The sequence below is a fragment of the Tolumonas auensis DSM 9187 genome, assembly GCF_000023065.1.
Taxonomy (GTDB): domain Bacteria; phylum Pseudomonadota; class Gammaproteobacteria; order Enterobacterales; family Aeromonadaceae; genus Tolumonas; species Tolumonas auensis.
Genome location: NC_012691.1, coordinates 1057769 through 1079707, shown reverse-complemented (window position 1 = coordinate 1079707; position 21939 = coordinate 1057769). Strand labels below are relative to the sequence as shown.

Below are 21939 nucleotides of genomic sequence, written 5' to 3'. Positions count from 1 at the left end.
GAACTCTGTTTATAGCTCATGCTACGCACCGCGTTTCCATGAGTGGTAACGGGCCAGCCAGTTCAGAATCCGCTGAGGCGCATGTTGCCGCTTCCACTCTCCGGCCACATATTTATTAGCTTCGGACAAAGTTGGGTAAGTATGGATTGTTCCAAGGATCTGGTTAAGTCCCAGACGATGCTTCATGGCCAAAACAAACTCGGCCAATAAATCAGCGGCATGTTCCCCGACAATGGTAACGCCCAGAATGCGATCTTTACCCGGTACAGTAAGCACTTTAATAAAACCATGAGTAGTGCCGTCGGCGATAGCGCGATCCAGATCAGCAAGCCCGAAGCGGGTGATTTCGTAAGGGATCCCTTTTTCTCTGGCATCCTGCTCATTCAGCCCTACACGAGCGACTTCCGGATCGATGAAGGTGGCCCATGGCACGACGGAATAATCGACCTTGAACCGTTTGAAATCGCCGAACAGCGCATTAACAGCGGCATACCAGGCCTGGTGACCGGCGGTATGCGTAAACTGATAAGGGCCGGCAACATCACCGGCGGCAAAAATATTCGGGTAGAGTGTTTCAAGATAATCGTTAGTGATCACGGTGCGCTGAGTTTCAATGCCTAACGCTTCCAGACCATAACCGGATAAACGGGCTGCGCGGCCCACCGCACATAAAAGCACATCAAACTCAATACGAAGTTCAATGTTCTTATGTTCCAGGACAATGAACTTGCGCTCTCCCTCTTTTTCACAGCGCAATGCCTTGTGCTCCGTCAGCACAAGGACGCCATCGCGGGTCAATGCGTCTCTGGCCAGAGCGGATACATCTTCATCTTCCCTGATCATGATACGGGAAGCCATTTCAACCTGAGTTACCTGAGAACCTAGACGCGCAAAGCTTTGTGAAAGCTCGCAACCGATAGGACCACCGCCTAAGATCACCAGGCGGGCAGGTGGCGCATCCAATTTCGCTAATTCACGCCACATGGTATCGCTGGTCAGATAACCGACTTCTTCTAACCCTGGTAATGGGGGCACAACAGGTCTGGCCCCTGTCGCAATGACAATGCTGCGAGTGGTCAGCCGTTGGGTGCCGCCATTATTCAGCTTAATTTCAACAGTCCAGGGGTCAATAATAGTGGCATACCCCTCTAAAACCTCTACACCCAGTCTGGTATAACGCTCAATACTGTCATGAGGTGCAACATGACGTATGACCTCGTGTACTCTGGCCATGACATTACGGAAACTAAAGGTCGGCGTCAGATTTTCCAATCCATAATGCTCACCATGCCGGATAGTGTGAGCCAAACGTGCTGATTTGATAATGGCCTTGCTCGGCACACAGCCATAATTCAGGCAATCACCGCCCATCTTGTGCGCTTCTACTAACGTGACTTTAGCTTTCACTGCTGCAGCAATGTAAGACGTTACCAGACCGGCGGCCCCGCCCCCGATAACAATCAGGTTGCGATCAAATTTTTCCGGCTCAGACCATCTGGCATACACCCGGCGACGTTCCAGATATTTCACAACATATTTAGCCATCATTGGAAAAACGCCCAGAAGAGCAAATGACGCCAGCAATGCCGGAGACATGATCTCTGACAGGCTGGTTAACCTGATCAATTGAGTGCCGGCATTAACATAAACCAATGTCCCTGCCAGCATCCCAAGTTGACTGACCCAGTAGTAATCGCGGGTACGGATTGTTGTCAGTCCCATCAGAAGATTGATTAGAAAAAAGGGGAAGATGGGAACCAAACGCAAAGCAAATAAATATAAAAGTCCATCTTTGGCCATTCCGGCATTAATCGCGGTAAGTTGCTTGTCAAAACGATTCTGGACTACATCCCGCAGCAAATAGCGAGACAGTAAAAATGCCAGCGTTGCGCCGATACTGGATGCAAAAGAAGCAATAATGCTACCCCATAACAAGCCAAACAGGGCACCAGCACCAATGGTCATTACAGCAGCACCCGGCAAGGAAAGAAGAGCGATCAATATATACAATGAAAAGAACAGGGCACCCACTAATAGTGGACGTTCGACTCGCCACATTTCGAGTTGGGATACACTATGCTTTAGCCCATCCACACTCAGATATGCCTGTATATCAAATGCATATATGAGAATGACTAATAGCGTTATAACGCTTATCACCATGATCTTTTTCATTTCGGGATCCTGTCCGGATTGAGCTCTATTAAAACAATAGATGACCATGAATGCCGTCATCTCATTTTTTGTAATAGTTCAGGACACATCCCCGACAAAGAGATCATCAACGACTTGATTCAAAGGTGATATCACATGGAAAAAGCGATTGTATTTACTCTGGCAAGTGCACTATCCATTTCGGCAATGGCGGGGGAAAACTGGACTGCCATTGAAACTCAGGCCCGGGGACAAACCGTATATTTCAATGCCTGGGGCGGCAGTGAAGCAACTAATGCATACATCGATTGGGCCGCAAAGGAAGCCAATAAAACCTACGGCATTATTGTCAGACATGTCAAAGTGACAGATACCGCCGAGGTCGTTAAACGGGTTCAGACCGAAGTCGCGTCTGGTCGCCATAATGGCGGTTCCGTCGATTTAATGTGGGTAAATGGCGAGAATTTCAGCCAATTAAAACAACACCATCTGTTGTTTGGCCCATGGGCCGAGCAGTTACCAAACTGGCAATATGTAGACTTAAAGAAGCCGGTACAATCTGATTTTTCTGAGCCCACAGCAGGCTTGGAAAGCCCTTGGGGAACGGCACAATTAACCTTTATTGCAAATAATGCAGTAACGCCTGTCCCGCCAGGATCTGCCAAAGAATTATTATCCTTTGCCAAAGCCAATCCGGGACGGGTTACCTATCCGAAGCCGCCTGATTTTCACGGAACCACGTTCCTCAAACAACTGTTGTCAGAGTTAACACCGGATCCCGCTCTATTACAAAAACCTGTATCGTCAGATTCTTTCGTTCAATTAACACAACCACTCTGGGCTTATCTGGATCAACTGCATCCGTTCTTATGGCGCTCAGGAAAAGCGTTTCCCGCCAGCACTGCAGAAATGCACCGGATGCTGGCTGATGGTGAGCTGAAACTCTCGATGTCTTTTAATCCGAATGAAGCAGCCAATCTCATTACCACCCGGCAATTGCCGCCGACAACCTATAGCTTTGGTTTTCGTAACGGCACCATTGGTAACGTACATTTTTTAGCTATTCCAGTGAATGCGAAAGCGAAAGAAGGCGCTCAGGTTTTTGCCAATTTCCTGCTTTCTCCGGAAGCGCAAGCCAGAAAAGCCGATTTAGCTCAATGGGGTGATGGTTCAGTATTAGATCCGGATAAGCTTTCCATTACTCAACGAGCCGCCTTCAAAACGACTGTCCCGGGCGCAATGACCGAAAAAGTCCCTACTCTGGCTGAACCGCATGCCAGCTGGATGAATGCATTGGAGGCAGAGTGGTTAAAACGTTACGGCTCACGTTAATACAACGTGGTTCAAACTGGATTTCCAGATATTCCGGGAGGTCATTTTCCTCCTGGGCATCAGTTAGCCTGATTGCCGTCGTTTTTCTTCCTGTGTTGCCCGGACTCTATTGGGAGATATTGCCTGTACTGCACATGGATATCTGGAAGTTGTTCCTTTCCAATCCATTATTGCCTCACGCACTAATCACCACGGCTATCTCAGCTATATTGGGGACAGTGTTAGCGATAATTATTGCTCTATTGATCGCCATCCAACTCTATCCCGGCTCACTCTGGCTTCAACTCCGGCGCCGGCTCCCGCTCATGTTGTCAGTACCTCATGCGGCCTTTTCTATTGGTTTCTTTTTTCTGATAGCACCATCAGGGTGGCTAAGCCGGCTGATCGCACAAGTAATGAATTGGACTATGCCGCCAGCCTGGGTTACCGTGCAGGATGAGTATGGCTTAAGTCTGGCACTGGCACTGGCGATCAAGGAAAGCTGGTTTTTATTGTGGGCATTGAGTGCGCTGTTAAATGAGCGAATTGTCAGCCAGCAAATGACCATCGTCAGAACGCTCGGTTACAACCGCTGGCAGGCATGGCGTTATATCCTGCTTCCACAATTGCTGCCACGGCTTGGCTGGCCGTTTACAGCAGTATTTGCTTATAGTTTATCCGTTGTTGATATGAGCATTATTCTGGGGCCAACCAATCCACCCACATTGGCGGTATTGATCTGGCGCTGGCTGACAGATGCAGATCCCATACAGCAAGCACAAGGCAGCGTAGCCGCCGTAGTTTTATTTCTGTTTCTCGCCTCAGTGATATTTCTGGTCCGGTTTTTATGGTCAAAACTTCTTCATTCCAACTATTACCCCAACGGAAAACGGGTCACGACAAGACCAACGTCGGCACTGAGACTATATCGGCCACTATTTTGGCTGGGTTATACGATCGTGATCCTGTTGATCGCGTGGTCACTGGCAGGAACCTGGTTTTTTCCTGCTGTATTGCCAGATGCGTTTTCTTTACATAATTGGCTTCAGGCTGATTTCACCCCCTTTTCAACCTCGTTGTGGTTAGCAAGTGCCGTCTGTTTCCTCTGTCTTCCAATAGCATTGATTTGGCTGGAATGGGGGCCGCAACGTTACAATGCCTTGATTTACATACCGCTTATTGTTCCGGCCATGCCACTGGTCGCAGCGCAGTATGCTGCATTATTAGCATGGGATCTGGACAGCACTATCGTTGGGTTGATCTGGAGTCATTTACTTTGGGTCTTACCGTATATGATTCTGACGCTGGTTGGTCCATACCGGGAGTTTGATCAACGGTATATGACGACGGCCCGGGCGCTGGGATTCTCTCGTTTGCATGCCTGCCTGACGGTTAAATGGCCAATCCTGATACGCCCCATTCTGGCATCCATGGCGGTCGGCTTTGCCGTAAGCATTGCTCAATACCTGCCCACACTGTTTGCCGGAGGAGGACGTTTTGTTACGGTAACAACAGAAGCTGTAGCATTAAGTTCCGGCGGTAGTCGTCAGACTCTTGCTGTACAGGCTCTATTACAAATCATCCTGCCACTCTCTGCCTTTTTCATCGCGGCACTGATACCTGTCTGGCTTACGCGGAATAGAAAGGGGCTGCACTGACATGTTAGAAATCAAACATCTTACAATCACCAAAACAACAGAAGTCATGATCCCGGATTTAAGTTTTCACGTTGAACCGGGTGAAATACTGACGCTGATGGGAGCTTCCGGAACGGGAAAATCAACCGTGCTGAACTGGCTCATCGGTGAACTTGATCCCGTCTTTTCCGCAAAAGGCGAATTGTGGCTCAACGGCTCGCGACGGGATCGGCTGCCTATTGAAGAACGCCGGATTGGCATTCTGTTTCAGGATGATTTGTTATTTCCGCATATGAGCGTCGGCCAGAATCTGGCATTTGCCTTACCCGAGCGGTTCAGGGGAAAACAAGCCCGACGCAATGAACTGAACAGAGCACTGGCGGAAGCCGGGCTGGCTGATTTTTATGATCGCGACACTACCACATTATCCGGTGGTCAACGCGCCCGGATTAGTCTGTTACGCGCTCTGTTGGCAGAACCGGAAGCATTGTTACTGGATGAACCGTTTTCAAAATTAGATGCCGCTTTGCGCACGCAATTCCGCACATTTGTATTTGAACAAATAACCAAGTTGGGAATACCAACAATATTGGTGACCCACGATCCCGGCGATGTACCTCCGGCAGGACGCGTATTGGAACTGAACAGGAGAATCGACCATGCTTGATCGCGCACTCATCAAGGCTGTCAGTGGCGGTCTGCAATGGATTGCAACAGCTCTCATTCATAAAGGCGTAAAAGCCGATATGGTTTCATGGGCCGGATTTTTGATTGGTATGGCGGCAGTCCCTCTGATTATTACGCAGAACTATCATTGGGCTTTGGTATGTATCGGATTAAATCGCTTGGCTGATGGCCTGGATGGCACGATAGCCAGGCTCACCAAACCTACCGACCGGGGTGCTTTTTTAGATATCTCTCTCGATTTCCTGTTTTATTCTGCGATCCCGTTAGGATTTGCTCTTGCAGCTCCCGAGAAGAATGCGCTTGCTGCAACGGTATTAATTTACAGTTTTGTCGGTACAGGCTGTACCTTCCTGGCTTTCGCTGTTATGGCCGCCAAACGGGGATTAACCAGCACACGTTATCCTCATAAGGGTTTTTATTATTTAGGCGGGCTGACCGAAGCAACAGAAACCATTCTGGTATTTGTCCTGATGTGTTTGTTTCCGGATTGGTTTCCAATCCTTGCTTATGGCTTTGCCGGTCTTTGTGCAATAACGATATTTACCCGGATTGTTGCGGGTTGCTACAACTTCTCTGACAAGGAATAAGCTGAAATATCCTGCGTTAAAATTCAGAAAACCGCCGGATAAACCGGCGATCAATCCAGTTTTTACAATACCATACCCATGAACCTTCCAGACTCCATGATCCCCATGTGGCAACGGCATAACGCGCACCACACGCCAGTATATAGAGTGATTTCTTCCTCGGCCGGTAAGGTTTTAATGGCTTGGATTTAATCATTGCAATTAAATTATGGGCTAAAACCGGGCCCGCATGTACCGCATGAACACCGGAACGGGCTAATTTAACATCCTGCCGGGAACATACATCACCAGCAGCAAAAACATTGTGGTGAGACAGGCTTTGGTGATACTGATTAACAGCAACATAACCATTCTCGTCTAAATCCAGATGCGATAATTTAAGCCAGTAAGGTGCTCTGGCACCGGTAGCTGCTAACACACAATCAGCGGACAACACAGAACCATCAGATAACATCAATCCGTCTTCACGACCGACAGCTTTATGCTGATGTAAGGTAACGCCGGCTTTTATCAACTGCCGTAATAAACGCTGTCTGGTTTTCTGACCCTGAACGGCTAATCCTGACGAGGATGTCACTAGCGCGACATTGGAGACAATACCTGCGGACTTAAACGCATGCGCGGCTGCCAGCGTCAGTTCAATACCTGCGGCACCGCCACCCACAACGACAAGGCGATAGTCCGGGTTGCGCAAAGCATCTGCCATAATCGTTGGCCACGTATTAAAAAAATGGTCCAGTGGCTTGATAGGTAATAGTTTTGAACCCGCCATTTCCAGCCATGAGGTATCAATTTCACTGCCTGTGTCCAGTGAAAGTAAATCGTATTCAATATGATACCCTTCGGTAAGCGCAACACAGCAACGATCAGCGTTAATACCAACAACCCGGCCGATTACCATATTGACATTGGCTGCTGACACCAGCGGTTTCAGGTCAATCCGGCACTGCTCTTTCAAATAATGACCAGCCATCCATCCTGGCACCATGCCTGAATAGCTGAGGTATCGATCAGGTGTAATAAGAGTCACAAATACATCGTCCAAATGTCTTTGTGACAAGGCCTGTAACACAGATAAATGAGCATGACCTCCGCCAACAAGCACAATATGAGTCATAATTCTCTCTTGGTCATATCTGTCATGAAACGCACTATTAAGATGTTAGTCGGAGTGACTATCTCATTTATTACACATTTGAGTTAAAAATTTGCTGTATTTTTTTAATATCGAATGTCTGCCATTGCAAAAAACAAAAAGGCTATTCATGCTGCATAACAAGAATAGCCTTTATTTAAGCTCAATTAATCAGGTAATTACCAAAATCTCCACCATGGCTTGGTGTTCTTCTCAATAAACATTTGCTCAGTTTCGTTTAAATGGAAATAAGGCAGAAGTAAGTCCTCCATTGTATAGAGTCCATTATCCTTCCCAACCAGATTTTCCAAAGCGAATATAATGCCATTACCAAAAGCTTCACGGGATATTGACTCATGGCGCAACCTAACCACTTGATATGGAAAGCCAAAAATAATCTCATGAACACCAATAATACCACCGGCTCTGATGGTTTTTATAGACTCATCCGGCAAATCCAGTGCCTGTGCGATCTTCTTTGCTGTACCGGATACTTCTGGTTTGCTTTTAAAGTGCTCTTCTATGATTTCTATATCCGTATAGGGTGCAATATTCTTAAGTATTTTCGCCGCAATCATTAAGAAATTGATGCCTAATGTAATATTAGGTGAATGCAGAACCGGAATTTTTTCTGCAATTTCAGAAAGCAATTTTAATTTATTATCAGGATATGCAGATATTGCACTGATTACCGTAATTCCACGTTTGGTTGCGGCTTCCGCATAGTAATCAACACCATCCGCTGATGAGAAATCGATAATAACGTCAACAGGATGCTTTTCAAATAACTCATCTGCGCTAAATTCACTAATAGAGTAAATCAGTCCTGGTTCATCAGAATGTACGCCCAAAAATTCAGGCACAGAGCGGTGTTCAAGGGTCGTTGATTTACGGAGCACCCACTGAAGGTTTACCTTTTTCGACTCTAATAAAACAGATGCAACTGCTCTTCCTGTTTTACCAAAACCAATCAATCCAACTTTCATATAAGTTTCCTTATTTGTGTGAGCTTAGTCAAAGCGTCTGTTAAATCCTGATGATTCAAAGTGGAATTAGACGAAAGCCTAGCACAATAAGTGAGAGATGTCTCCCCTGCTCGTTTACCGATAAATTCAATGACTGACATCACTATTCAATAATAATAAAAATTTACTCTTATCTTAAATAAACACCTAACAATCACCCACTTAAAAATAAGCCTACGCCAATGTATCTAATAGAAAAATTCCGTTTTTTAATTCGTAGTTAATCTACTTGAAGGTGCTCTCGGCGATATTCGATCTATTCACCGAAAACCGCTTCCTCCGGGGAATTTATTACTACAATAGTATTTGCTCTTTCATCCAGTCCGTAAAAGCTTTTAATCGTGGCCGCTGAGCATTTTCTTCCGGATAAAAAAGCTCATAATTTCTTCCGGCGGGTATCATTGGGCCACACGGACTGACCAACTGACCGGACTCCAGCATTGGTTTTATTAAAATATACCGCCCCATTAATATGCCCATGCCATTCAGCGCAGCCTGCAAAGCCAACGTGTAGTTATTAAAGCCATAATATCGCTCTTCCAGAGGAAGGCTTATATTGCTGGCTTCGCACCATATCCGCCATTCTGAAAACAGATTCTGCACATCTGTGGATTCGGATGCATGTAGAAAACAGGCTTCGGACAATCGATCCGGGTTTTCTGACAAGCCCAGTTGTGCGGCATAGGCCGGAGAACAAACAGGTAATAATTGTTCTTCGAATAACAGCTCGCGGTATAAATCCGGGTAATGCGTGGCACCATAATAAATGGCCAGATCGATATGTTCTTCATCAAAATTTACGGTCCCTGCCCTCACCCGCAGCATCACATTAAGACTCGGCCAGCGCTGCTGAAAGTCCGGCAATCTTGGCATTAACCATAACTGGCCCAATATCGGTGCAATACCCAGCGTCAGTGTACCCCGAAGATCGTTGTAGCGGATGTCTTCGATCTCATCATCAATACGGCGTAATGATTTGGTGAGCGTCCGCAGCAATCGGTTGCCATCTTCAGTTAAGACCAATTTGCGCGTCATGCGCAGAAAAAGCCGGAACCCTAACTGTTTTTCCAGTTGCTGAATACGATGACTGATAGCACTCGGTGTGAGACAAAGCTCATCTGCTGCAAGCTTAAAGCTGAGATATCTTGCTGCAACCTCAAAAGTACTTAGCAAGGTCAGCTTATTTTGCAGTATCAATTGAGCATCCCCATAACTTATAAGTGAAATTAATTCACCTATAACACTATATATTTCGTTTGTTAGTTAGTAAAACCGATGTTTAAAATATTTTAAGTACGCTATAGCGCAGTCACAAAATACCAATTTGATTCATACAACACACAAGATAAGGATTGTATCTATGTCTTATAAATTACCAGATGATTTCCTGTGGGGTGGCGCCGTTGCAGCTCATCAAGTTGAAGGTGGGTACAATCTGGGTGGTAAAGGACTGAGTATTTGCGATGTGCTCTCCGGCGGTTCGGTCGATCAAGACCGGGTCATTACTGATGGCATCCAAGACGACGTTTATTACCCTAACCATGAAGCGACTGATTTTTATCATCATTTTAAAGAAGATATCGCTCTCTTTGCTGAAATGGGTTTTAAATGTTTCCGCACATCTATCGCCTGGACACGTATATTTCCTAATGGCGATGAACAAGAACCGAATGAAGAAGGTTTAAAGTTTTATGATGCACTCTTCGATGAGCTGCTGAAATATAACATCGAGCCCGTCATCACCCTATCCCATTTCGAAATGCCTTACCATTTGGTAAAAGAATATGGTGGCTGGGCAGATCGAAAAGTCATTGATTTCTTTGTGCATTATTCTGAAGTCGTTATGAAACGATATAAGAATAAAGTTAAATACTGGATGACATTTAACGAAATCAATAACCAGGCAAAATATGCTTATCCATTATTTGGTTATTGCTGCTCAGGCGTCATATTTAATAATTATGAAAAACCAGAAGAGATGATGTATCAGGTCTCTCATCATCAACTGGTTGCCAGTGCCAAAGTGGTGAAATTAGGTCATGCAATTAATGCTGATTTTAAAATCGGCTGCATGATTGGTTTCATTCCTTATTATCCGTTCTCCTGCAACCCGGACGATATGATGTACGCGGTCGAGAAGATGCATAAGCACTTTATCTTCAGTGATGTGCATATGCGCGGGGAATATCCATCCTACGCCCTGAAAGAATGGGAGCGTAAAGGCTATAACATCGCGATGGAACCTGAAGATGCACAAATCCTGAAAGAAGGTTGTACTGATTACCTCGGCTTCAGCTATTACATGACGAATACTGTCAAAGCCGATGATCAGGGCACGAATACCGGGCTGACCTCAGGCAGCGTCACCAACCCGCATATCAAGGTATCGGACTGGGGCTGGTCTATTGATCCAGTCGGATTGCGCTATGCCATGAATGTTCTTTATGAACGTTACCAGAAACCACTGTTTATCGTGGAAAATGGGTTTGGCGCCTACGACACGGTTGAAGCAAACGGTGAAATCAATGATGACTACCGCATCGGTTATCTGCAAGCTCACGTCGAGCAAATGGCCAAAGCAGTTGCTGTCGATGGCGTAGATCTGATGGGTTATACCCCTTGGGGCTGTCTGGACTGCGTATCCTTCACCACCGGTGAATACCGCAAGCGTTATGGTTTTATCTACGTCGATAAACATGACGACGGGACCGGCACCATGGCGCGCAGTCGGAAGAAAAGTTTCTACTGGTATCAGCAAGCCATCAGTAGTAATGGTGAAATAATTTAATCCAGATACCCATTTGGGTTGAGACTACAGTCATTAAAAACAACCAGCGCAGTTGAGACGTTGGTTGTTTTTATCGGATAGTTGGCTAATCCATTCTCCTGATGTTTTGGTCAGGAGCTGTACGCCAAGACCAATACTGGAAACTTCAAGTTTCCCCAGCTTTCGGGTTCCTGACGTTAAAGGCGCTGATGAACGCTCAGAGTTCCCCTGAGCGGCAAATGAAAATTCAGGCAGCAGCGATGCAACTGCAGCCACTCTTGCCCCGGCAACAAGAAATTTTCGACGATCTGGCATGGCAGGGCTATCTGCTGCCTGGTCGTTTGGTATTTTTTTCATGGATATTGCTCCCCATTTATTTATTTTTTAGGCTAATTGGACCGCTATAAAGATTTACCGTAGAACTGCGTTAATTTGCCCATTGCCTGATCCACATATTGCGGTTTCCAGTAGGTTTCGATGTGGGTAGCGCCGTCAATCAAGAACAATTCTTTATCCTTCGCGTTAGTCGCCTCTTTGAAAGCACTTTGGGTCATAAGCCATAAATGTCGAGTAATCGCCGCAATGATGATCCCCATTATGATAGATACCAGCGGCCTTTTTATCGTTAACGTACCCATCGCGGTTACTAGCAATGCAAGTTGAGCACCATGGTCTCCTCTGAGGAACATGGGCGCTATAATCGCGATAAGCACAGAACCTGACATACCAGCAATGAACTGCTGAATGCAGTAGTTGATGGGGAGATATGACATCACAAATATGCCACCCCAACGGGTTAAAATGGTCACAGCCATCATAATGACAATGAGCGAAAACGTTCCCATTTCCGTCGTTTCAATGTTCATGTTTTTTCGCTCCCAACAGCACGGCGAATTCTTGATTTACATGCAGAAGCACAAGCTGTATTTCACGGGCAAGAGTTGCAAGGGCAACTCAAATTAGGCGTTCAGGATGATTATGCAGCCAAGTATCTGACACCTGTATTACGGAACTTTGCGCCTAGATTTGACAGTGTTGAGATTGAGCTGAACTGTGAGCAGTCCACATCCTTAATCCCAAGAGTCGAAAATAATGATTTGGATTTAGCGCTGATTTCGCGAGATAACCCGAATAGAGGCACCTTGCTTTTCCACGAACCGATGGAAGTGGCGGTTTACCGTAGTAAAAATCAAAACACTCGCAAGCAGTTGATTATATTTACGATTTATTAGTAAAAACATTAAGGAATTCAGAGCATTTTCTTTGAGCCACACACTCAGCCAAGGTTTGCTCTGCATCTGGTTACTGCTGAAGCTGCTTAAAAATTACCTGCAAACGCTTATCTGTTTGAATCAATAGTGAAATATCAAAGCTGCCAGCCATGGTTAATTCATCATTCAACACTGCCATCATTCGAGATAAGCGTTGCTCTGAATAGGTGTCGTTGATCTCAAATAGCCTTAAAATCAGCTCTTTCAGAAAAGCCGTAACCTGACATGATTTTGCCACCGACAAAAATTCCACTGAATGTGCTCATTTTGATGCCGAAGCAGAGAAAAAACTGATCATTCGTAGCATTAGTGCGGGCAAAGCGGTGATCGGGGTGTGTCTGGGGGCTCAACTGATTGGTGAGGCTTTAGGCGCAAAATTCCAACATAGCCCAGAAAAAGAGATCGGCTATTTCCCGATCATCCTGACAGCAGAAGGCAGACATGACCCACTGCTCCAACATTTCAAACACACAGAGTTGGTTGGGCATTGGTACAATGACATGCCAGGGCTATTGCCATCGTCGAGAGTGCTTGCCGAAAGCCAAGGGTGCCCGCGCCAGATCGTGAAATTTATGGATCTCGTTTACGGTTTGCAATGCCATCTTGAATTTACGCCACATAGCATCGCTGAACTGGTGGAATATACATTTGAACCACAACGGGTTGGCATCAGAAAATGGGTTCAAGAAAAAACAACAAACCCGAACGCTTGGGTGGCCTGTTAAACAAAATATCAATACTTAATATGGAAAGGTAAACATGGAGCTATTTGTATTCGCCATCGGTGGTAATGCCGGAAAATCAAACATTGAAGTGCATGATATTCAGTTTGTGATCACCGAAACCCCGGAAGCGGCATGGCCAACACTGCGCGAAAATTGGTTTGGTGATAGCGATAAGATACATATCGACGGCTATGGCCGCTTACGTTGGGTCGATGGGTATCGCGTATCCGTGTCGAAAACACCACCTGAATCACAGTCATCGAAACTATTTTTCGTCAATGTTGGCGCTTATTGCAAAACCGATCTGATGGAATTACATGCCTTCGATTTTTTTGTTGCCGAAAATGCCGCTGCCGCCAAAAAACAAGCGTTAGCCTCGTTACTGACCGGCAAACAGCAACAACACAAAGATAACCTGAAAGAGGTGGATGACTGCAAATTACTCAGTCAGATCGGTGAATATTACCTTCACTTAGAGCCACAATCAGAAGGCACGCCATTTATGCCTGAATGGCAAGGCTATCAACCGATTGGGCTTTGAAAAGAACTCAAATCAACACTCTGGCATCCAAAGTTAATGTCGATCAGTTAAGCATTGACTGACCGGCATTAAGATCCAAGGACAGATATTTTTTCTGATTTTTGCTTTAAATTTATACACCAAGTTCACGTTAAACCGTTGTTTCTTGATCTTCATTAAATGCCGTTATCTGCGCAACCTGAAAAGTCTTCTGCAGTGATTGCAGCTCGGTTTTATGCTGTTGAGCCAATTTTTGTAAGTATGAGCTACCTTTAACTGTCAGATGTATTTCAACTTTACGTCGGTCACTTTCATTTTTCCTGCGTTCAACAAGATCCAACTCCTCACATCGTGTAAGCAAAGCAACTGTTGCATTGTGATTCATTTGAAGCCTTTCAGCTAGTTCGCCCACCGTTGCCCAGTTCCGCCCCGGATATCCCTGAATATGCAAAAGCAACAGATATTGCAAAGGCGTTATCCCCTGTTCCTTGGCAGCAGCTTCACTAAAGTGAAGAAAGCGCTTCAACTGGTAACGGAATTCTGAGAGAGCTTCGAATTGGTTTTTTGTCAGCATGGCACACTCTATGGTTGAAATTTTTACAGAAGCAACTTACATTAAATATATCACATTGTGATATATTTTGATTGTGTAGACCCACGACTCTGGAGTTATCAATGCATAAACAAATTCACCCTAAATCGCTTTACTGGGGAAACACTGTAATTCTATTGAATACCATAGATGAAACAGGTTCAACTAACATCACGCCGATCTCATCAAGCTGGGCACTGTCGAATAGCATCGTCATTGGACTTAGCTTAAATATAAAAGCCGTTGAAAATATCGAATCCTGCCCAGAAGTGGTACTTAACATTGCATCAGCAAACCTTGCTGACAAAATTGAATCTATTGCCAGATATACAGGTAAACAGCCCGTGCCGCCGGAAAAATTGAAATCAGGCTTTAGTTATTGCGAAGACAAGTTTCTTTTCGGCGAATTCACGGCACAACCATCTCTGACGGTACGACCACTACGTATACAGGAGTGCCCTATTCAAGTTGAATGTTTAGTAGAAAATATTATTAAACGAGACAAACATGCCATTGTGGAATTGAAAGCAAATTATATTCATGCTGAAGAATCACTACTCAAACATGATGATATTCTTGATGCCAATTTATGGAATCCATTGATTAATAACTTCAGAAGCTATCATGGCATTACAGAAAGCATAGGGAAGAACTTTCGATTTGAAAATTAGTTTAAGTGGCATGGCTGATATTAATTAAAAATTAGGTGACAATATATGAGCAAACATGACCAAACTCTACCGCTGGTGTATTCATGTTCCGGTTGTTCAAGTGCAGCCCAAATGGCTAATTATTTAGCTATTCAGTTAGATAGACAGGGCGATGCGGAAATGTCATGCATTGCAGGTGTGGGTGGAAACGTGAAGCAATTGGTTCGCATTGCCTGCTCTGGACGGCCAATTATTGCTCTTGATGGCTGTCCACTTGAATGTGTTAAAAATTGTCTGGCTATACATGACATAACGCCAACACAACATATCTTGTTAAACACACTCGGGGTGAAAAAACGGCTACGCACTGATTTTGATTTAAGCGAGGCAAACATATTGATCAAAAAAATTACTGAAATTACTCAACACTTAAAAATAACAAATGCAGAAAATGTGGTATCTATTGCTTACTGATTTTCAGACTCTTTGGCTATGGTCGTTCTTGGAGCCATCGCAGCATTAGCTTCTTCTGTTTTATCAAACAATGTTTCATAGAGCACTGGAATCCCTGTCACTATAGGCTGGTAAGTATTTATATTGGTGTTTCAATTATTTACAAAATATCAACCAATAAAATTAGAGTGATTTTTAGCACGGCTCTATTTCTTGCTGCGGAATTAACTATTTTTTAAGTAGTTTCCGTATATTGATGCATTGCTCCCCCCGCAGAATTAGTAGCAGTAACACCCAAATACAGCAGGCTAACCAATCTAAAAAACGTGTATTATTTTTGTTAAAAAGGTATGATGCGGCGGTTTTCTCAACAGCAATCATTGAGCAATAATTGAACGATATGAATCAAAAAGCGCAGGCCCCAAAGGTCGGTTTTGTCAGCCTCGGCTGCCCTAAAAATCTTGTCGATGCTGAACGCATTTTGACGCAGTTACGCACTGAAGGTTATGACGTCGTAAACAACTACGACAATGCTGAACTGGTGATCGTGAACACCTGCGGCTTTATCGACAGCGCCGTACAGGAATCACTGGAAGCGATCGGCGAGGCACTGCAGGAAAACGGCAAAGTGATCGTGACTGGCTGCCTGGGTGCGAAAGAAGATCAGATCCGCGAAGTACATCCGAAAGTGCTGGAAATCTCCGGCCCGCATGCTTATGAACAGGTATTAAGCCATGTTCATAAATATGCACCGAAACCAGAACATAACCCGTTCCTGAGTCTGGTGCCGGAACAGGGTGTGAAACTGACACCAAAGCATTACGCCTACCTGAAAATATCTGAAGGCTGTAATCACCGCTGCACATTCTGCATCATCCCATCGATGCGTGGCGATCTTGATAGCCGAGCGATTGGTGAAGTGCTGGGTGAAGCGAAACGCCTGAAAAATGCCGGTGTAAAAGAGATTCTGGTGATCTCTCAGGACACTTCAGCTTACGGTGCTGATGTAAAACACCGTACTGGTTTCTATGAAGGCTCACCAGTGAAAACCAGCATGATCGCGTTGTGCGAAGAGCTGGCCAAGATGGGTATGTGGGTACGCCTGCACTATGTTTACCCTTACCCGCATGTCGATGACGTGATCCCATTGATGGCGGAAGGCAAGATCCTGCCGTATCTGGATATCCCGCTGCAGCATGCCAGCCCGCGCATTCTGAAACTGATGAAACGTCCGGGCGCGATTGAGCGTACGCTGGAACGTATTCAGGAATGGCGTCGTATCTGCCCTGACCTGACTCTGCGTTCTACTTTCATTGTCGGCTTCCCCGGCGAAACGGAAGAAGACTTCCAGATGCTGCTCGATTTCCTCGAGAAAGCCGAACTGGATCGTGTTGGCTGCTTCAAATACAGCCCGGTTGATGGTGCAAAAGCCAACGAACTGCCGGATCCTGTACCGGAAGAAGTGAAAGAAGAACGCTTCCACCGCTTCATGGAACTGCAGCAGAAGATCTCTGCCCGTCGTCTGGCCGCTAAAATCGGCCGTGAATTAGATGTGATCGTTGACGAAGTGGATGAAGAAGGCGCGATTGGCCGTAGTTTCGCTGATGCACCGGAGATCGATGGCGTCGTTTACTTAAATGGCGAAACCACCCTGAAACCGGGTGATATCGTTAAAGTTAAAATCGAAAATTCTGATGAATATGATCTGTGGGGAACAGTAGTTCGATAAGTACAGTCTTATCAACTTGCTGGAAGGATAACAGGAAAAATTTACCGACCCTCTGCGCCATGGATGGCGCAGCGGAGCCCTCAGGGATGAGTTTACGGCGTGTCGGGGAAATTATTCCTGTTGTCCGTTCCCACTGAATCAGCATAAAAAAAGCCCGGTCTGTTTAGAACCGGGCTTTTTGCTATCTAATACTCAGGATTGATTATTCGATACCCTGACTACGCAGATAATCTTCGTAGTTACCACCGAAGTCGACGATCTTCTCTGGGGTAATTTCCAGAACACGGTTTGCCAGCGAGCTAACAAATTCACGATCGTGAGACACGAAAATCAGTGTGCCCGGATACATTTCCAGCGCCATGTTCAGTGACTCGATAGATTCCATATCCAAGTGGTTGGTTGGTTCATCCATCACCAGAATGTTTGGTTTCTGCAGCATCAGCTTACCAAACAGCATGCGGCCTTTTTCACCACCCGACAGCACTTTTGCCTGCTTGCGGATGTCATCCTGGTTGAACAGTAAACGACCCAGCACACTACGGATAGCCTGCTCATCATCGCTTTCCTGCTTCCACTGATACATCCAGTCGAATACAGACAGATCAGTTTCAAAATCTTCCGCATGATCCTGCGAGTAATAACCGATTTTGGCATTTTCAGACCATTTCACCGAGCCGGTGTCAGGCGTCAGTTCACCAACCAGTGTTTTGATCAGCGTGGTTTTACCGATACCGTTGGTACCGAGTACCGCGATCTTCTCGCCGACTTCGACCATCAGATTAAAACCTTTGAACAGCGGGCCGTTATCATAGCCTTTGCTCAGGTTTTCGATTTCCAGAATGTTGCGATACAGCTTCTTGTCCTGTTCAAAACGGATGAACGGGTTCTGACGGCTGGATGCCTTCACTTCCTCGATCTTGATCTTATCGATCTGCTTCAGACGTGAAGTAGCCTGACGAGATTTAGACGCGTTGGCACTAAAGCGACTAACGAATGATTGCAGGTCAGCGATTTGGGATTTTTTCTTCGCATTATCAGACAGCAGACGTTCACGGGCCTGCGTAGCAGCCGACATGTATTCGTCATAGTTACCCGGATAAACGCGCAGTTCGCCGTAATCCAAATCGGCCATATGTGTACAGACCATGTTCAGGAAGTGACGGTCATGCGAAATAATGACCATGGTACTTTCACGCGCATTCAAGGTATCTTCCAACCAGCGAATGGTGCTGATATCCAGGTTGTTGGTTGGTTCGTCCAGCAGCAGAATGTCGGGGTTTGAGAACAGTGCCTGCGCCAGCAGCACACGCAGTTTCCAGCCCGGTGCAACCGCATTCATCAGGCCTGTATGCTGTTCAACCGGAATACCTGCGCCCAGCAACAGCTCGCCAGCACGCGCTTCTGCGGTGTAACCGTCATACTCGGCAACTTTGCCTTCCAGCTCGGCGGCGTGCATGTAATCATCGTCAGTCGCTTCTGGATTGGCATAAATGGCATCACGCTCATGCATGGCAGCCCACAATTCGGTGTGGCCCATCATAACGACGTCGAGCACGCGCATATCTTCATACGCGAATTGATCCTGACGCAATTTACCCAGACGCTCGTTCGGATCAAGGAAGACGTTACCAGCGGTCGGATCTAAATCACCACCCATGATCTTCATGAAGGTTGACTTACCGCAGCCGTTGGCACCGATCAGACCGTAACGGTTACCACCGCCGAATTTGACGGAAATGTTTTCAAACAGTGGCTTAGAGCCGAACTGCATGGTGATATTGTTGGTACTAAGCACTTTTTACTTACCTTATAAAAAAACGGCCCCGAAACCGGAGCCGCTTATATTCTTCCGGATTACTTGTTGCTCGGACGCAGTGCCGGGAACAGGATAACGTCGCGGATGGTGTGGCTGTTGGTGAACAACATAACCAGACGGTCGATACCGATACCCTGACCAGCTGTTGGTGGCAAGCCGTGTTCCAGTGCAGTCACGAAATCCGCATCGTAGAACATCGCCTCGTCATCACCTGCTTCTTTCTGGGCAACCTGTGCCTGGAAGCGTTCAGCCTGATCTTCCGCATCGTTCAGCTCAGAGAAACCGTTCGCGATTTCACGGCCACCGATGAAGAATTCAAAACGGTCAGTAACTTCAGGGTTGTCATCGTTACGACGCGCCAGCGGAGAAACTGCAGCCGGATATTCAGTGATGAAAGTAGGCTGATGCAGCATGTGTTCTGCGGTCTCTTCGAAGATCGCGGTGATCACATGGCCCAGTTCCCAGCTCTTCATCAGTTCGACGTGATGACGCTTAGCAACCGCAATGGCACCTTCCAGTGTAGTCAGCTCTTCTGCTTTAACGTCATTGCCGTATTTCAGAATAGATTCCACCATGGTCATACGCGCAAACGGCTGACCAAAGTCGATTTCGATCCCTTCTTCGCCGTCTTTGGCATAACGGATCTTGGTGGTACCGTGGATGTTTTGCGCCAGAGTACGCAGCATCTCTTCGGTCAGATCCATCAGGTCATTATAGTCCGCATACGCCATGTAGAATTCCAGCATGGTGAATTCAGGGTTATGACGAACTGAAATACCTTCGTTACGGAAGTTACGGTTAACTTCGTAAACACGCTCGAAGCCGCCAACCACCAGACGTTTCAGATACAGTTCCGGAGCGATACGCAGGTACATATCGATATCCAGCGCATTGTGATGCGTCACGAACGGACGTGCAGACGCGCCGCCAGGGATCACCTGCATCATCGGGGTTTCCACTTCCATGAAGTTTTTGCTGTTCAGGAAGTTACGGATACCGTTCATCACCTGATTACGGATCTGGAAAGTACGGCGGGATTCTTCGTTGGCAATCAGATCCAGGTAACGTTGACGGCAACGCGCTTCCTGATCGGTCAGACCTTTATGTTTTTCCGGCAGCGGGCGCAGTGCTTTAGTCAGCAGACGAATGCTGGTGGTATGCACAGACAATTCACCGGTGTTAGTGCGGAACATGTAACCTTCCACACCCACGATGTCACCCAGATCCCATTTTTTGAACTGTTCGTTATAGAAGCCTTCCGGCAGATCATCACGGGTTACGTAGATCTGGATCTTGCCACCCATATCCTGCAGGGTCGCAAAAGAAGCCTTACCCATAATACGACGGGTCATGATACGGCCGGCAATTTTCACATAATGCTTTTCAGCTGCCAGCTCATCCTGAGACTTGTCATCAAAAGCAGCATGCAGCTCATTGGAGATCTGATCACGACGGAAATCGTTCGGAAACGGATTACCTTTAGTACGCAGTTCAGCCAGTTTGGCACGACGCTGCGTCATTTCATTATTAAATTCCTGAACGTCCAGTTCTGCGTCCGGAGTTTGGTTCTGTTCTGACATGATGATTCCTGCTTGGATTACAGCCCGGATTTCAGGCTGGCTTCAATAAATTTGTCCAGATCGCCATCGAGTACTGACTGCGTGTTGCGGGTTTCCACCCCAGTACGTAAATCTTTAATGCGCGAATCGTCCAATACATAAGAACGGATCTGACTACCCCAACCGATGTCGGACTTGGTCTCTTCCAGCGCCTGTTTCTCGGCGTTCTGTTTCATCATTTCCAGCTCGTACAGTTTGGCTTTGAGCTGTTTCATCGCCTGATCTTTGTTCTTGTGCTGGGAACGATCGTTCTGACACTGAGTCACGGTATTGGTCGGAATGTGGGTAATACGCACCGCAGATTCCGTACGGTTAACGTGCTGACCACCCGCACCGGAAGCGCGGTAAACGTCGATACGCAGATCAGCCGGGTTGATCTCGATCTCGACATCTTCATCAATTTCCGGATAGACGAACGCGGAGCAGAATGAAGTATGACGACGACCACCGGAATCAAACGGTGATTTACGCACCAGACGATGAACGCCCGTTTCGGTACGCAACCAGCCAAACGCATATTCGCCGGTAAATTTGATGGTAGCGGACTTGATACCGGCCACATCACCATCCGAACATTCGATCAGTTCCGGTTTATAGCCATGTGCTTCGCCCCAACGCAGGTACATACGCAGCACCATGTCGGCCCAATCCTGCGCTTCAGTACCACCAGAACCGGACTGAATATCCATGTAACAATCAGAAGCATCATGCTGGCCGGAGAACATACGACGGAATTCGAGATCAACCAGTTTTTTCTCTAAGGCGTCTGCTTCTGTTTCCGCTTCATGGAAGGTTTCTTCATCTTCCCCTTCCACTGCCAGTGAAACCAGCATCTCGACATCTTCTGCCCCTTGGGTCAGAACATCGATAGTGGCTACAACACTCTCCAGTGCAGATCGCTCTTTACCTAACGCCTGAGCCCTTTCCGGCTCATTCCAGACTTCAGGTTGTTCCAGTTCGGCACTTACTTCTTCCAGACGCTCTTTCTTGGCGTCGTAGTCAAAGGTACCCCCTCAGGAGTTCAGTCCGTTCAGACAACTCCTTGAGTTTATTCAATACAGGATTCACTTCAAACATTGAAGGGATTCTCTCTCAGGTAGGATTTATAAAAAACGCGTTATTTTAACGGATAGGTCGGGGAATAAACAGGGTTAATGTGATCAATGCCACGCATCAGCCAATTTACTGCTTTAAACAGAAACGAACCGGGATGGATCGACTAACCTTATGAGTAGTAGTCATACAAATCCATAAAGCCGCT

The 21939-nt window shown here is 46.3% G+C and carries 22 protein-coding genes; 11 read left to right on the top strand and 11 right to left on the bottom strand.

Annotated elements, in window-relative coordinates:
• Positions 1-21 precede the first annotated feature (21 nt).
• Entirely contained in the window at positions 22-2175 is a 2154-nt protein-coding gene (locus tag TOLA_RS05120) for an FAD-dependent oxidoreductase (RefSeq protein WP_012729220.1), read from the bottom strand.
• Positions 2176-2310: 135 nt separating this feature from the next.
• Between TOLA_RS05120 and TOLA_RS05115 the strand changes: the two genes are divergently transcribed.
• From TOLA_RS05115 to TOLA_RS05100, 4 genes are all read left to right on the top strand, one after another.
• On the top strand, positions 2311-3486 hold the full coding sequence (locus TOLA_RS05115) for an ABC transporter substrate-binding protein (RefSeq protein WP_012729219.1): 1176 nt from the start codon (positions 2311-2313) through the stop codon (positions 3484-3486).
• A gap of 305 nt (positions 3487-3791) precedes the next feature.
• Complete coding sequence (locus tag TOLA_RS05110) at positions 3792-5123, top strand: ABC transporter permease (protein ID WP_171804900.1); 1332 nt, start codon at positions 3792-3794, stop codon at positions 5121-5123.
• 1 nt (position 5124) lies between these two features.
• The gene (locus TOLA_RS05105; RefSeq protein WP_012729217.1) at positions 5125-5769 is read left to right on the top strand and encodes an ATP-binding cassette domain-containing protein; all 645 of its coding nucleotides are present in this window, start codon (positions 5125-5127) and stop codon (positions 5767-5769) included.
• Entirely contained in the window at positions 5762-6376 is a 615-nt protein-coding gene (locus tag TOLA_RS05100) for a CDP-alcohol phosphatidyltransferase family protein (RefSeq protein WP_012729216.1), read from the top strand. Before TOLA_RS05105 ends, TOLA_RS05100 begins: the two co-directional genes overlap by 8 nt.
• 16 nt (positions 6377-6392) lie before the next feature.
• Here the strand turns inward: TOLA_RS05100 and TOLA_RS05095 are convergent, their stop codons facing one another.
• From TOLA_RS05095 to TOLA_RS05085, 3 genes are all read right to left on the bottom strand, one after another.
• Positions 6393-7493 (bottom strand): FAD-dependent oxidoreductase, encoded by a 1101-nt coding sequence (locus TOLA_RS05095; RefSeq protein WP_012729215.1) that lies wholly within the window; start codon positions 7491-7493, stop codon positions 6393-6395.
• A 197-nt stretch (positions 7494-7690) separates the two neighbouring features.
• Positions 7691-8497, bottom strand: a complete 807-nt coding sequence (locus TOLA_RS05090; protein WP_012729214.1) for a 4-hydroxy-tetrahydrodipicolinate reductase — start codon at positions 8495-8497, stop codon at positions 7691-7693.
• 333 nt (positions 8498-8830) lie between these two features.
• Entirely contained in the window at positions 8831-9733 is a 903-nt protein-coding gene (locus TOLA_RS05085) for a LysR substrate-binding domain-containing protein (RefSeq protein ID WP_012729213.1), read from the bottom strand.
• Between the two features lie 163 nt (positions 9734-9896).
• Here TOLA_RS05085 and TOLA_RS05080 point away from each other — a divergent pair, with 163 nt between their 5' ends.
• Positions 9897-11324, top strand: a complete 1428-nt coding sequence (locus TOLA_RS05080; protein WP_012729212.1) for a 6-phospho-beta-glucosidase — start codon at positions 9897-9899, stop codon at positions 11322-11324.
• A gap of 33 nt (positions 11325-11357) precedes the next feature.
• Here the strand turns inward: TOLA_RS05080 and TOLA_RS16620 are convergent, their stop codons facing one another.
• Both TOLA_RS16620 and TOLA_RS05070 read right to left on the bottom strand, forming a co-directional pair.
• Positions 11358-11660 (bottom strand): hypothetical protein, encoded by a 303-nt coding sequence (locus tag TOLA_RS16620; RefSeq protein WP_012729211.1) that lies wholly within the window; start codon positions 11658-11660, stop codon positions 11358-11360.
• Positions 11661-11704: 44 nt separating this feature from the next.
• Entirely contained in the window at positions 11705-12169 is a 465-nt protein-coding gene (locus tag TOLA_RS05070; RefSeq protein ID WP_012729210.1) for an AzlD family protein, read from the bottom strand.
• Between the two features lie 75 nt (positions 12170-12244).
• Here TOLA_RS05070 and TOLA_RS17050 point away from each other — a divergent pair, with 75 nt between their 5' ends.
• Positions 12245-12535 (top strand): LysR substrate-binding domain-containing protein, encoded by a 291-nt coding sequence (locus TOLA_RS17050; RefSeq protein WP_218916120.1) that lies wholly within the window; start codon positions 12245-12247, stop codon positions 12533-12535.
• 70 nt (positions 12536-12605) lie between these two features.
• Here TOLA_RS17050 and TOLA_RS05060 read toward each other — a convergent pair whose 3' ends face one another.
• A complete protein-coding gene (locus tag TOLA_RS05060; protein WP_049759139.1) occupies positions 12606-12827 on the bottom strand; it encodes a hypothetical protein in 222 nt (73 codons plus the stop codon).
• 37 nt (positions 12828-12864) lie between these two features.
• On the opposite strand from TOLA_RS05060, the gene TOLA_RS05055 reads away from it, so the two are divergent.
• Together TOLA_RS05055 and TOLA_RS05050 are read left to right on the top strand one after the other, a co-directional pair.
• The gene (locus TOLA_RS05055; RefSeq protein ID WP_083757728.1) at positions 12865-13299 is read left to right on the top strand and encodes a glutamine amidotransferase-related protein; all 435 of its coding nucleotides are present in this window, start codon (positions 12865-12867) and stop codon (positions 13297-13299) included.
• A 34-nt stretch (positions 13300-13333) separates the two neighbouring features.
• Positions 13334-13840: a DUF1543 domain-containing protein gene (locus tag TOLA_RS05050; protein WP_012729209.1), complete on the top strand. Its 507-nt coding sequence runs from the start codon at positions 13334-13336 to the stop codon at positions 13838-13840.
• Between the two features lie 130 nt (positions 13841-13970).
• Here the strand turns inward: TOLA_RS05050 and TOLA_RS05045 are convergent, their stop codons facing one another.
• Positions 13971-14393 carry a MarR family winged helix-turn-helix transcriptional regulator gene (locus tag TOLA_RS05045; RefSeq protein ID WP_012729208.1) on the bottom strand — a complete coding sequence of 141 codons (423 nt, stop codon included), beginning with the start codon at positions 14391-14393 and terminating at the stop codon, positions 13971-13973.
• Positions 14394-14494: 101 nt separating this feature from the next.
• On the opposite strand from TOLA_RS05045, the gene TOLA_RS05040 reads away from it, so the two are divergent.
• From TOLA_RS05040 to rimO, 3 genes are all read left to right on the top strand, one after another.
• The gene (locus tag TOLA_RS05040; RefSeq protein ID WP_012729207.1) at positions 14495-15082 is read left to right on the top strand and encodes a flavin reductase family protein; all 588 of its coding nucleotides are present in this window, start codon (positions 14495-14497) and stop codon (positions 15080-15082) included.
• A gap of 45 nt (positions 15083-15127) precedes the next feature.
• Positions 15128-15535: a putative zinc-binding protein gene (locus TOLA_RS05035; RefSeq protein WP_012729206.1), complete on the top strand. Its 408-nt coding sequence runs from the start codon at positions 15128-15130 to the stop codon at positions 15533-15535.
• Between the two features lie 379 nt (positions 15536-15914).
• Entirely contained in the window at positions 15915-17243 is a 1329-nt protein-coding gene (rimO, locus tag TOLA_RS05030; protein ID WP_012729205.1) for a 30S ribosomal protein S12 methylthiotransferase RimO, read from the top strand.
• A 202-nt stretch (positions 17244-17445) separates the two neighbouring features.
• Here rimO and TOLA_RS05025 read toward each other — a convergent pair whose 3' ends face one another.
• From TOLA_RS05025 to prfB, 3 genes are all read right to left on the bottom strand, one after another.
• Positions 17446-19038, bottom strand: coding sequence for an ABC-F family ATPase (locus TOLA_RS05025; RefSeq protein WP_012729204.1), 1593 nt, complete (start codon positions 19036-19038; stop codon positions 17446-17448).
• 59 nt (positions 19039-19097) lie between these two features.
• Positions 19098-20639 carry a lysine--tRNA ligase gene (lysS, locus tag TOLA_RS05020; protein ID WP_012729203.1) on the bottom strand — a complete coding sequence of 514 codons (1542 nt, stop codon included), beginning with the start codon at positions 20637-20639 and terminating at the stop codon, positions 19098-19100.
• Positions 20640-20656: 17 nt separating this feature from the next.
• Positions 20657-21755 (bottom strand): peptide chain release factor 2 gene (gene prfB / locus TOLA_RS05015; RefSeq protein ID WP_012729202.1). Its coding sequence is split into 2 segments (ribosomal slippage): positions 20657-21679 and positions 21681-21755, totalling 1098 coding nucleotides; the frame shifts between segments, so codons are not numbered across the junction.
• Positions 21756-21939 lie beyond the last annotated feature (184 nt).